The 12,032-nt window shown below is 61.2% G+C and carries 11 protein-coding genes and 2 pseudogenes; 3 read left to right on the top strand and 10 right to left on the bottom strand.

The window, feature by feature from the left end; translation table 11 throughout:
* Nucleotides 1-84 precede the first annotated feature (84 nt).
* Entirely contained in the window at nucleotides 85-1,122 is a 1,038-nt protein-coding gene (locus KI243_RS12170) for an alpha/beta fold hydrolase (protein WP_042936769.1), read from the bottom strand.
* 152 nt (nucleotides 1,123-1,274) lie between these two features.
* Between KI243_RS12170 and KI243_RS12165 the strand changes: the two genes are divergently transcribed.
* A complete protein-coding gene (locus KI243_RS12165) occupies nucleotides 1,275-1,859 on the top strand; it encodes a hypothetical protein (RefSeq protein ID WP_017128952.1) in 585 nt (194 codons plus the stop codon).
* A gap of 37 nt (nucleotides 1,860-1,896) precedes the next feature.
* Here KI243_RS12165 and chrA read toward each other — a convergent pair whose 3' ends face one another.
* The 5 genes from chrA to KI243_RS12140 form a co-directional block, all read right to left on the bottom strand.
* On the bottom strand, nucleotides 1,897-3,255 hold the full coding sequence (gene chrA / locus KI243_RS12160) for a chromate efflux transporter (RefSeq protein ID WP_212810865.1): 1,359 nt from the start codon (nucleotides 3,253-3,255) through the stop codon (nucleotides 1,897-1,899).
* Nucleotides 3,256-3,336: 81 nt separating this feature from the next.
* Entirely contained in the window at nucleotides 3,337-4,341 is a 1,005-nt protein-coding gene (locus tag KI243_RS12155) for a succinylglutamate desuccinylase/aspartoacylase family protein (protein ID WP_212810864.1), read from the bottom strand.
* A gap of 93 nt (nucleotides 4,342-4,434) precedes the next feature.
* Nucleotides 4,435-5,745 (bottom strand): MFS transporter, encoded by a 1,311-nt coding sequence (locus KI243_RS12150; RefSeq protein WP_042936759.1) that lies wholly within the window; start codon nucleotides 5,743-5,745, stop codon nucleotides 4,435-4,437.
* A gap of 276 nt (nucleotides 5,746-6,021) precedes the next feature.
* Nucleotides 6,022-6,918 (bottom strand): LysR family transcriptional regulator, encoded by an 897-nt coding sequence (locus KI243_RS12145; RefSeq protein WP_177086258.1) that lies wholly within the window; start codon nucleotides 6,916-6,918, stop codon nucleotides 6,022-6,024.
* A 57-nt stretch (nucleotides 6,919-6,975) separates the two neighbouring features.
* Nucleotides 6,976-7,416 (bottom strand): Lrp/AsnC family transcriptional regulator, encoded by a 441-nt coding sequence (locus KI243_RS12140; protein ID WP_280529442.1) that lies wholly within the window; start codon nucleotides 7,414-7,416, stop codon nucleotides 6,976-6,978.
* Between the two features lie 209 nt (nucleotides 7,417-7,625).
* On the opposite strand from KI243_RS12140, the gene KI243_RS12135 reads away from it, so the two are divergent.
* Nucleotides 7,626-7,829, top strand: coding sequence for a hypothetical protein (locus KI243_RS12135; RefSeq protein WP_017128947.1), 204 nt, complete (start codon nucleotides 7,626-7,628; stop codon nucleotides 7,827-7,829).
* Nucleotides 7,830-7,973: 144 nt separating this feature from the next.
* Here KI243_RS12135 and dmeF read toward each other — a convergent pair.
* From dmeF to KI243_RS12120, 3 genes and pseudogenes are all read right to left on the bottom strand, one after another.
* Nucleotides 7,974-8,897 (bottom strand): annotated as a pseudogene (gene dmeF / locus KI243_RS12130) (CDF family Co(II)/Ni(II) efflux transporter DmeF).
* 19 nt (nucleotides 8,898-8,916) lie between these two features.
* On the bottom strand, nucleotides 8,917-9,192 hold the full coding sequence (locus KI243_RS12125) for a metal/formaldehyde-sensitive transcriptional repressor (protein WP_177106648.1): 276 nt from the start codon (nucleotides 9,190-9,192) through the stop codon (nucleotides 8,917-8,919).
* 158 nt (nucleotides 9,193-9,350) lie between these two features.
* Nucleotides 9,351-10,084 (bottom strand): annotated as a pseudogene (locus tag KI243_RS12120) (BPL-N domain-containing protein).
* Between the two features lie 173 nt (nucleotides 10,085-10,257).
* Here KI243_RS12120 and KI243_RS12115 point away from each other — a divergent pair.
* Complete coding sequence (locus KI243_RS12115) at nucleotides 10,258-11,457, top strand: GGDEF domain-containing protein (protein ID WP_212810862.1); 1,200 nt, start codon at nucleotides 10,258-10,260, stop codon at nucleotides 11,455-11,457.
* A gap of 58 nt (nucleotides 11,458-11,515) precedes the next feature.
* Here KI243_RS12115 and KI243_RS12110 read toward each other — a convergent pair whose 3' ends face one another.
* Nucleotides 11,516-11,752, bottom strand: a complete 237-nt coding sequence (locus KI243_RS12110; protein ID WP_212811190.1) for a type II toxin-antitoxin system ParD family antitoxin — start codon at nucleotides 11,750-11,752, stop codon at nucleotides 11,516-11,518.
* Between the last annotated feature and the right edge of the window lie 280 nt (nucleotides 11,753-12,032).

Below are 12,032 nucleotides of genomic sequence, written 5' to 3'. Positions count from 1 at the left end.
CAGGGAGGCACCGCTTGCTGCCTGAGCCGATGGGTCGCTGACCAAGGCTCGCCCCGCAGCTTTCCCAGTCCGCGATTCCGGTCACTAGCGAAACGACTGCGCCAGAAACTCGGTGATCAGCGATACGACCTGCTGCTGGATCACCTCGCGTGGGCGAGCACCTTCGCCATCCAGGCAAATCATGCCATCGCCTGGTGATGCCTTCTCGATCAACTCCACCGCGCCAGGCTTGCAGACCGACATAAAGCTGAAGTGAGTGGCGTCGCTGATCTCGACGTAGCGCGTCGTCGCCTGGGGCAGGCGCTTGGCCAGGTCGGCGGACTCCAACCGGGCGGGCATATCCTCGGACGGCACGCCCCCGGCGATCACCAGTGTCGGTACAGGCAGCGCCGCCAGGCTCGCATCGGTCATCCCGCGTGACAGACCCAGGTCCAGCGAGACAATGGCGGTGACGCGCTTATCGCGCAGATCGGCGGCCAGTTGGGCCTTCGATGCCGGGCTGCTCGCCGGGTTCATCTGCTGGTAAGCGGAACAACCGCCCAGTTTCGGGTGAACCTGGCAGTCCTGGGCAAAGTGCTCGGGGTCGAAACGTGCCCCGGCGATTTCCAGGGTGGTCCAGCCGCCGAGGGAATGCCCCACCACGGCAATCTGCTGCTTCGCGACCGCACCAAACCGTTTCGGCTGGGCGATGACCGCATCGATGGCACGACTGACGTCAGCAGGCCGCAGCCATAGTTGTGCCGCGGCTTTGGCGCTGCGGTCCTTGCTGGTGGTGCCAGGGTGATTGACCGCCGCCACGATATACCCCTGATGGGCCAGTGCACTGGCGAGCCACACCTGGTTGCCCCAATTACCGCCGAAACCATGGGAGAGCACCACCAGCGGATGCTCCCCGCCAGCCGGTGGCGCGTTGCGCACGCCCGGGGCACCGACAAACACGACAGTGTCAGCGATCAATTGGGGTGTGGCGGTGGTTACGCCGGGGTACCAGACGACCATCTCCAGCGGGCGCTCATTATGCCCGTCCACCAGTGTGGAGGACTGGAAGCCGACAGGTTGATCGTCAGCCCATACGGGCGTCGTGAGGCAGATCAGCAGCAGAGCGCCAAGAGCAGTTTTCAATGTTTTTATCTTCCTTGATGGGATCGATCGTCATCATTACCTGAAATCCGCCGCCAGGCATATTTTTTGTGTCTATGCTCTAAACGCACCGCCATACCCGAGTTACCCCTGTCGAATCACCCCTCTCGAATCACCCAACAAGGAATGTTGTCATGAACCTGCCCCCATTCGCCAAACGTATTGCCCTTGCCACTGCCTTGTCCTGCCTCAGCCTCAGTGCTCTTGCCGCGGATATTCCGCTGTCGGCCGTGGTACAAGAAGATCAGGTGGTCACCAAAGTGCTGGCTGTCGATGCGGCCAGGCATCAGGTCGTGCTGGAAGGCGCGCAAGGCCATCAGGTGCACGTGCAACTCACCGACCAGGCCAAGGACCTGGGGCACCTCAAGGTTGGCGACCAGGTGAATGTGCAGGTCCTGCATTCGGTGGCGGCCTACCTCGACACCGATATTGAAAAGGGCCTGCCCGGCGCCAGGGAAAGCGTCGGCGATGTGCGCGCCACGCCAGATAATCCCAATCCGGGCGGCGAAGCCTTTCGGCAGGTGCAAGTGCAGTTGAAGATCACCCATATCGACCTGCAGAAGAACCAGGTGACCTTTGAAGGGCCCGCCGGCAAATCGAAGGTCGTCGATGTCCGCAAGCCTGAAGTCCAGCAAAAGCTGAAGGAGCTGAAGATCGGCCAGAGCGTGGTGGTGACGTATACCGACGTCCTGAAAGTGACCAGCCAGCACGAGGGTTGAAGCCTCGTTATCCCGGCCAGCTGATCGCCTGCGTTGCCTAACGCAACAGATACACCGTCAGACCGACCAGAGCGCAGGCCATCAGCACCTGGATGACACCGCGCTTGAAGCGGAACAAGGCAATCGCCGCGGCAATGGCGATCAGCGCGCTGGGCCAGTCGAGCGGGCCACTGAAGCCTTTTGGCCACAGCACGTGATAACCGAAGAAACACGCCAGATTGAGAATCACACCGACCACTGCCGCCGTAATGGCGGTCAGCGGCGCGGTGAACTTGAGTTCGTTGTGGGTCGACTCCACAAGCGGGCCACCCGCCAGAATGAACAGGAACGACGGCAGGAAGGTGAACCATGTCACCAGGGCGGCGGCCACGGCGCCCGCCAGGAATGCCTGATCCGCGCCGAATACCTGCAGGACATAGGCCCCGACAAAGCCAACGAAAGCCACCACCATGATCAATGGCCCGGGCGTGGTTTCTCCCAGGGCCAGGCCGTCGATCATCTGGGTCGGGGTCAGCCAGCCATAGTGACCGACCGCGCCCTGGTAGACATAGGGCAGCACCGCGTAGGCCCCGCCAAAGGTCAGCAGTGCCGCCTTGGTAAAGAACCAGCTAATCTGGGTCAGGGGGCCTTCCCAGCCAAACAGCGCAGTCAGAATGCCCATTGGCACTGCCCATAACGCGGCCCCCACAAGGGCCAGCAACGCCAACTTGCGCCCGCTGAAACGGGCATGCCGGGGCGGCGGCGTATCGTCATCGATCAGGGCCGGGCCAAAGGATTTCCTGGCAGCGCCATGGCCCCCCGTCCTGAACTTCTCCGGAGCCAGGCGACCGCCGATATAACCGAGCAAAGACGCCCCCAGCACGATCAGCGGAAAGGGTACGTTGAACAAGAAGATCGCCGTAAAGGAAGCCGCCGCTATTGCCCACAGCCAGTTGTTCTTCAACGCCCGCGAGCCGATGCGATGGGCGGCCTGCACCACAATGGCCGTGACCGCGGGCTTGATGCCATAGAAGAGTCCGGCCACTACGGGCACCTCGCCAAAGGCGATGTACAGCCACGACAGGGCAATCAGGATAAACAACGAGGGCAGCACAAACAGGGCTCCCGCTATCACCCCGCCCCAGGTCCGGTGCATCAGCCAGCCGATGTAGGTTGCCAACTGCTGGGCTTCGGGACCGGGGAGCAACATGCAGTAGTTGAGGGCATGCAGGAACCTGCGCTCGGAGATCCAGCGCCGCCGCTCCACCAGCTCCTGATGCATGATCGAAATCTGCCCCGCCGGTCCGCCGAAGCTGATGAAACCCAGCTTCAGCCAGAACCAGAACGCCACACGCAGGCTGATCGTGTCCGGCCTCGACAGCTCCCCGTCACCCGCAGGTGCCACAACCTTGCTCATTGGGTTGTTCCTCGTTCACCAACCCGGCAAGTAGACCATCAAATAGAGCAGGCGGCACCCTGCATTTGCTTGCTGGTCTTATCAAAACGCGAGACGCTCGGGCACGACATCCAGAATCTTCGCCAGGCGCACCACCGTCACGCCGACCCCGAGGTGGCGCAACGAGGGCTGGACCAGCACGCAGTTGTCGTGCGGCGTCACGATCGGGTCATCGCCATCGTGGGCAATCACCGTGCCGGCCTTTTCGATCACCTCCAGCCCGCGGAAGTCTTCGGCAAAGGTGAACTCCATACTGCGGGCGACCACGGGACGGGTGACTTCGAGGAACTGCTGCGGCAGCCGGTCCTGTGGCTGCACGAACTCGGCGACGTCCTCCTTCAGCACCGTGCCGGTGGTCACCAGAAAGCGTGCAGCGGTGTCCAGCGCCACTGCGCGACTGCGCGCCGAGAAGTGCTGGCCCGTCTCGATCAGCAAGGCATTCCTCGGGCTCGCCGGATCGTTGAACCCCTCGTAATCACGCAGGCGGCGGCCATTGGGGTGACCGGCGTCCACCACGACTGTCTGCGGTACGCCCAGCGTCGCCGCAAAATCCAGGCCCTTGCGTTGGGCGCCGCACATCATCACCGGGGGGGCCTCTTCGTGCATCGAGTGAATGTCCAGCAACAGATCGACACTGTCGATCATCGGTTGCAACTGACGGGCACGACGCAGCTCGATGGAGTCCGCCGCGCTCGCCAGCCGGTCTGGCGACCAGACCCGGTTCATGTCTTCATCCAGGTAGCGGGTCGCATCGATGTCCTGCGGGTCGAAGCGCCGATAAGCCTCGATATTGCCGAAGGCCAGGGTCAGGCGGCCACGCCGTGGGCGCAACGGGTGCTTGAGAAACGCGTCCACCGCGATCGCGCCGCTGACCTCATTGCCATGGGTCAACGCCATGATCATGACGTGCGGGCCTGCCACGCCGCTGTCGAAACTGTGCACGTACTCCACGCCATCGGTGCCCTCCCGCCAGCGCCGGATATCGGGGAACTCGACTTCGATCGGGTAAGGCTTCAGGGACGCACGAACTTGTTCAAGGGTCTTCATTTCAGTCTCCAACAGACAATGGCATACGCTGGCCGGGGCCGTTCGGGGCGCGGCGAAATCAGGCGGATAGTGGATAGAAAAAGCGGAAGCGAATCAGTCCGGCTTGCTGTGACGCATGCGCCGTCCGAGGATGATCACGGCGATGACGCTGACCAGTGAGGTCGCCATCACATAGAAACTCGGCGCCAGCTTGCTACCGGTGGCATCGATCATCCAGGTCACGATCAGCGGAGCGAAGCCGCCGAACAAGGTGACGGAAAAGTTGTAGCTCAAGGCCAGTCCGGTTCCACGAATGCGCGTGGGAAAGATATCCGCCAGCATCGCCGGGATCGGCCCCAGGCACGCAGCGATCAGTACGCCCACCACCGCCTGGACCACCAGCAACGTGGTGAAGGTGGGGAAATGATTGAGCCAGGCGAACATCGGGTAGGACGACAGGCCGGTGATCAGCAAGGCGATGGTCAACACGCGGAATCGACCGTAGCGGTCGGACAGACTGCCAAACACCGGCGCCATGATCATCAGGGTGATGCCGGTCGCCAGTGCGCCGAGAAAGGAAGACGTGGCCGTGATCTGCAGTTGTTTCAGTGCGTAAGTCGGCATGTACAACTTGTGTACGTAGTTGAACGCCGTCGCCCCCGCCACCACGCCAATGGCGAGCAACAGGCTGATATGGCCCTTGATCAGTACGTCACGCAATGGCGTATTGTGCTCGACCCTGGCCGCCAGTTTCTGGAAGTCCGGCGTCTCGTCGATCTGGCTGCGAATGTAGAAGCCCACCGGGCCGATCAACAGGCCGACGCCGAACGCCACGCGCCAGCCCCAGTCGTTGAGTTGCACGTCGCTCAGCAGGTAGCTCAGCAACGCACTGACACCGGCCGCCAGTACCGTGGCCAGGCCTTGGGTCGACAACTGCCAGCTGGCAAAGAACCCCCGATGACGGGCATCGGCATGCTCGACCATGAAGGCGGTGGCCGCGCCGAACTCGCCTCCCGTGGAAAAGCCCTGGAGCATGCGGGCGACGACGATCAGCAAGGGCGCTGCCAGGCCGATCTGCTGGTACGAGGGCGTGAAGGTGATCAAGGCGGTGCCGAGCAGCATGATCAGGATCGACAGCGTCAGCGAGGCCTTGCGCCCTGCCCGGTCGGCATACGAGCCCAGCACGATGGCGCCCAGCGGACGCATCAGGAACGAGATGCCGAACGAACCGACCGCGAGCAGCAGCGATGTGGTTTCGTTATCCGAAGGGAAAAACAGCTTGCCGATGACCACGGCGAAATAGCCATAGATCAGCAGGTCATAGAACTCCAGCGCGTTGCCGAAACTGGCGGCGACGATCTCTCGCCACGGTCCCCGCCGAGGGGTGGCCGATACTGCGCTCACGGTTGAAGAATGAGTGGTCATGAAGGAGGGCTTCCGGGTCTGTTTCACAGTTGGCCATCTGCCCGCGGGCATTGGCCGCCCGACGGACCCGACGGTCGTCATTGTTATGGGTGAAAACAACCGGACAGTGATCGAGGTTTCGTGCCTTCGTGACTGTCCGGCCCGACGCCAAGTTGAATCAGCAACCCCGGTTCGGCAATTGCTGTTTGGGCACAAGCTTGAGCCTGTTCGGCACGCGGCCTTTGCCCTGGGGGTTTGCACAGGCTCCAGAGCGGAGTTTTTTTTACGGCGTGCCCGTTAAGGGTGCAAGCCTTGCCAGATCCGCATGACCTGTTCGCTGCGATTGGAGCGCAGGCGATGTAGCGAGATATCGAAACCGATGTGCAGCTCAGGGCCACCGGCAATCACCAACTGCCCCGCTGCCAGGGCATCCCTGACCACCATCTTCGGCAACCAGGCCAGCCCGCTGCCGCGCTTGGCCATTTCCAGGATCGCCTCATAGGAGTCGGCCTGATAAATCATGCGCAGCGCCAAGCGGTGCGGCAGCCTGGCCAGGTGCTGGGCCAGCACCCCACGCAGCGACAGGGTCGGCGAGAAACCCAGCCAGGCAATGCTCGACGCATCGCTGTCGACACCGATGGAAAACAGCGGCTGTCCCCGGGCATCGGGGGCGCTGACCGGCAGCAGCACCTCCTGGGCCAGCACCAGTGAGTCGAAACGCTCGTTGTCGATGAGAATACGGGTCAAGGGGCTGGAGAAGATCAACTGCAGGTCCACCTCGCCCGCCGACAGTTTCATGATGGCTTCCTGCGCGCCACCGGTGACCAGCGAAATCGGGAACGCGCCAAAGCGCTCATGCAGCGATTGATACCAGTCGGGAAAGAACATGCTCGCCAGCGTGCGGCCGGTGGCGATGCGCAAGGGTTCGTCGCGGTTCATGCCGATATTCTGGAACTGCGCGCGGGCTGCCAGCAGCAACGCCATCGACTGCGTGGCGGCGTCGAGGAACAGCACGCCCGCCGGGGTCAGGGACAGGGGCTGCTTGCGTTCGATCAGGGGTGCCCCCACCCAGTCCTCCAGCGCCCGGATACGGCGCCCGAAGGCCGGATGAGTCACGCAGCGGTTTTGCGCCGCCCGCGACAGGCTGCGCGTACGCGCCAGTTCGATGAAGTCTTCGAGCCATTCCAATTGCATCGGGGATGCCTGTAGAAGCGGGCCGTGCCCGCGAAACGGGTAGTCAATATAGCGCTTTCAGAGCGGCACGCTGGCCGCTTTGAGCTGGCGTAGCACGAAGCTCGACACCGAGTGCCGCAAGCCGGGGATATGGTAGAGCTTTTCCCGCAGCAACCGTTCATAGTCGCGCGTGTTCTTCACTGCGATCCGGATGAAATAGTCGTACTCGCCGGATACCAGGTAGGCCTCGATCACCTCGGGAATCCCGGCCAGGGCCTGCTCGAATTTCTCCAGGATTTCGTCGCTATGGTGCTCAAGGGTGAGCATCACGATCAGCCCATCGTTGTAGCCCAGTTCATTGAGGTCGATACGGGCCTCGTAGCCCTGGATGACGCCCGACTCCTCCATGCGCTTGATCCGCTGCCAGCAGGGACTGGGCGAAAGCCCCACCTGCTTTCCCACCTCCTGCAAGCTCGCCCGGCCATCCTTGCTGAGCATCCGGAGAATCCGTCGATCCATATCATCAAGATTGTTTTTTTGCATTTTCTCAGTTCTGCGAAAGGATTTTTCTCATCCTAGCGCCAAGTGCCGGAATTACAGAAGCACATTCCGCAATCAACAGATCAGAATCTGCCTATACCTTCGCGACTATACCGGGTCGCAGCGGGACTGCCGGTGCGATCCACCAGAGCCCCGCCGAGAAGGCCGCCGTCCCATGAGGAAACGCCATGTGCCAAGTGAAATATGACATGCCCGATGCCCAGACCAGCCTCGAGTTCATCCTCGAGCAAGTCATCTGCGGCGCCGAGGTCATCATTACTCGCTACGGCCTTGAGGTGGCCCGGATTACAGCCGTGCAGGGCCCCCGGAAAAACACCGCCGCGGTGCTGCCCCTCCCGCCTCAAGCCTCCTGGGTGCCCTATGCGTCGTAACAACGAGATGCCCCTACCGGGTGGGCATCCTGTGCCTGGCCCGTCACAACGCCTCGATGGGAGGCACCGACTTCATCAGGCTTGCCGGGCGCAACTGTCACTCCACGGACAGGGGATCAACAGAGTGTTTTCCCATCGACAGAATCAGGCCGGGCGGAACTCGACTGTCAGATGGCTGATTTCGTGAACCGGCTGGAGACGTTCACGAATACTGTCGGCGTTCGCGGTGACCTCACCAAGAACGCTGACAATGGCCGCGTGAGCCTGTGGCCCAACCCGCCAGACGTGCAAGTCCGTGATGGTGGCATCCCCCGGTTTCTCCACCCGTTCACGAATTTCCTCGGCGACGTGGGTATCCGTCTGATCCAGCAAGGTAGCGGCGGTGACCTTCATCAAGGTCCATGCTCAACGTGCGATAACGAGGGCACCGACAATGCCCATGACCGGGTCCAGCCACACCCAGCCGAGGTACCGGCCGGCGAGCAGAGCAGCAATGGCCAGCACCGAAGTCAGCGCGTCGGCAATGACATGGACATAGGCCGATTTCAGGTTGTTGTCGTTCCCGTGATGGGCATGATCATGATCATCATGATCGTGCCCATGACTGTGCCCGTGGCCCAGCAGCAAGGCACTGATGATATTGACGATCAAACCGGCAATCGCGATGAGCGTCGCGGTGCCGAACTGGACGTCCGTTGGCTGCAAGAGGCGCATGACGGATTCAACGCCAATTGCCAGGGAAACCATGCCGAGAATCAGCGCCGAGGCGAACCCGCCCAAGTCTCCAACCTTTCCGGTACCAAAGCTGTAGCGCCGACTGGAGGCGTGGCGTTTTGCGTACCCGTAAGCCGCCGCCGCGATGCCCAATGCACCGGCATGGGTCGCCATGTGAAAGCCATCGGCAAGCAACGCCATCGAGCCGGTGATATAGCCGGCGGCGATCTCGCCAACCATCATCACCACCGTCAGCGCCACGACCCAAAGCGTGCGCCTGGCATTTTCATCGTGCGCGGAGCCCAGGAACATGTGGTCGTGTACGTGGTTGATGTTGAGAGAAGTGTTGCTCATGAGTCCGTACCTGCGCGCTTTACCTGGAATAACGGCGAATGGCTTCAAGCAGCTCTTCGACGCCCTTGTTGCGCTGTTCTTCGCTGAGTGCCGGGTTTGCAACGTGCTCCCGGGCGTGGTCCTCAATGATCTCCTCCATCAAGCCGTTGATGGCTCCACGGGTAGCGGCGACAAGGTGCAGTGTTTTGGCGCAGTCGAGATCTGATTCCAGCGCCCGTTCAACAGCCTGGATTTGTCCGGCGATGCGTTTGACGCGCTTGAGAAGATCATCTTTGTTGGCTGCGACATGACCCATGGGATACCCCCCCTGCCTATATGAGTCCCATGATAGGTATACCCCCTACCCCTATGCAAGAAATATTCGATGAAAAGGCTCGTCCAGCCCTCACCGAAGGAAGGTATCGGTGACAGACTCTCCTGTCGTTGGCTCGAAGTCTGGTGGAAGGCCCTGGCCTATTCTTCAAAACTGCGTATCAGCGATGCAAAAAGATTCCCGCGCGGCATCTTGTCCAGCGCAATATCGGCATCCTCAAACCACTTCCGACCTGCCTCCGGATGGGGGCCGCTCAGCACCACTACGCCCTTTTCATAGGTATAACGCGCAGCCGCCACGTCGCCGTTGCGGTAGGTCGCGATGGTTCTTGAGGCCGAGTCGGTTTGGGGGAAATACGGACCGTCCTGGTAGAAGACGTTGTCGGCCTTGCCGTCCCACGTGACCTGCACCGCTGCGTCGGCGATGGAGTTCACTTCAAAGCCGGGGCGGCCAGCTTCGGAGTCCAGGTCCTGGGGATCAGGCCGAGGTTGCTGTTGTCCGCCAGATAGGCGCCCATGCACAAGCCCAGGTAGCGGCCACCGTGGGCGACGTAGTCACGGATGGCAGTGGCGCGGGCATGGCCCAGGCTGTCGAGGGCACCGGGAATGTCCTGGCCTCCTCCGGGTTGAACGTAGAGGTCGTAGCGGGCAAGGGTTTGTGGCGTGATGTCGATCGGTTCGTCGGCGCCGACAAAGTCGATCTGGTAACCGGGGGCGAGACGTTGCAGGGCTTGTTTCACGCTTTCCGAACAGTCATCGCAACCCGCCGGACCACGGTAGATCGCCACGTGCGTGACCGGCGCACCGGCCTGCGCCAGGGATGGTAGCGGCGTCATGAATGCAAGAAACGTGGCGGCGATAGCGTGTCGGTTCATGTGGCGGGCTTATCGGAGACTTGAGGTCGGGTGATCCAGTCCTCGCAGCGCAAAGCCTATATCGAATGTCTCGCTCAAGACGTTAATAGTTGTAAGTCCCCTTGTGATCCCAGCCTTTGATATCAACTAGACTGACGCCCAGAGCTGCGACTGCCAGCGCCAGATGAAACGTCATGATTGCTCACACTCCTACGCTTTTCGCCTGTGTCGCTTTAGTCGCGACGATCATGGCGTTCTGCCTGATCCTGGTCGGTCAGTTCAACCAGCGTGACGGACTGCTCACGACAGGCTTTGGCTTGTTGGCACACGCCTTGGCCTACGTCGGCTACACCGTCTACGGCCATGCGCCGCTGTGGTTGACCTACGGCGCCGCCAACACGCTGCTGGCGGTAGCACTGGCCTTTTATGGGGCCAGCGTGTTTCGGATTGTTGAACTTCCCGTCAGCTGGTGGCGGGTGTTCGCTCCAGCGGCATTGATGCTGGTATTGATGGCCAGCCTGATCGACACCCTGGAACCCCGGATGCTCGCCGCCACGCTAGTGTTGATGGTGCAGTGCGCACTGATCATCTACTGGACTCGCCGCCACATCCCCGCCCAAGGTCGCGCACGCATGCTGTTGATCATCGGTTCCAGTATCAGCCTGATCGGGCTGGGGATGCGGGTGGTGGCCGTGCTCGGCGGAGGTGCCGAGCAAATGCGCTACGACGTCAGCAACCTCAAGCAGACCATCTCGGTCAGCATTGGCACGTTCACCGCGATGATGATTTCCCTGGGTTTGGTCCTGTTGTCCAAGGAACGCAGCGAGACCCTGCTTCAACACCTCGCCCTGCGCGATGTGCTGACCGGTATTCTCAACCGCCGAGCGATCCTCGAGCAGTTTTCCACTGAATTGGAGCGCTCACGCCGGGACGGGTCCTACCTGGCAGTGGCCATGGTCGATATCGATCACTTTAAACAGATCAATGATGAACATGGTCATCTGGCGGGGGATGAAGTGATATGTCACTGCGTCAATCATCTCACCCAGCGAATCCGTCACTCCGACAGCATCGGTCGTTATGGTGGCGAAGAGTTTCTGCTGTTGCTGCCAGACACTGGCCCCGAGGGAGCCATGGCCGTGCTCGATGAACTGCGGGCCTCGTTGGCCGAGTCGCCGGCGCACTATGCTGGGTCAACCATCGCGCTGCGCATCAGTATCGGTGTTTGCTGTGTGGTGCCTGACGCAGGAGACACCATCGCCACCCTGCTCGCCAGGGCGGATGCGGCGCTTTACGAGGCCAAGGGGTCGGGGCGCAATACCTTGCGCTTGGCGCCGCCCTGTTTGCCGCAGACGCAAGCGGCTCTCGGTCCAATCTCACTGCATGAAGTGTAAGAGGAATAAGGTTTCAGCAGCCAGTGGAGCCCTCGCCAGCGCTCGAGGAATGACGGGGTCATCCCCCAGCCTTACGCACCTTGGCGCGCAGGGATTCGAAATAGTCACCATCGACAACAGTGGTGGGAGCCGACTCAGCCCCGGCCAGCAGCAGGCCACGCAAATGCTGCCGATCCTGATCCTTGCGAATCAGCTCTCGCATGTATTCACTACTGGTGCTGTAGCCACGCAGACAGACCTGATCATCGATAAAGAACTTGAGGGCGTCCGGTAGGAAGATGTTCATGGCACCGATGGTTTTGTCCGTTTTTTGACAAATTTTGCCAAAATATACATCTCCAGCCCTACCCCGCCAGTGTAGAAAACGTATCGATATGAGCATGCCGACAACCAGACCGATTCGAATCGCAAGGTGGCGATGGGGGTTGTGCATTTGATTGAGTTGGTGCGGTTGAGGATGGATTTGGTGCTGGAGGGACAGGTTGCTACTGCTTGCGGCTGATGGACAGGTTTGGTCATTGGCACGGGAAGCTGGGCTTCCCGTGCCAATGAAGATCATGCCCGGTGATAACGCA

The organism is Pseudomonas sp. Ost2, assembly GCF_018326065.1.
Classification (GTDB): Bacteria; Pseudomonadota; Gammaproteobacteria; order Pseudomonadales; family Pseudomonadaceae; genus Aquipseudomonas; species Aquipseudomonas gingeri.
The sequence above is the reverse complement of the archived record's forward strand: the minus strand, read 5'-3'. Positions and strand labels throughout refer to the sequence as shown.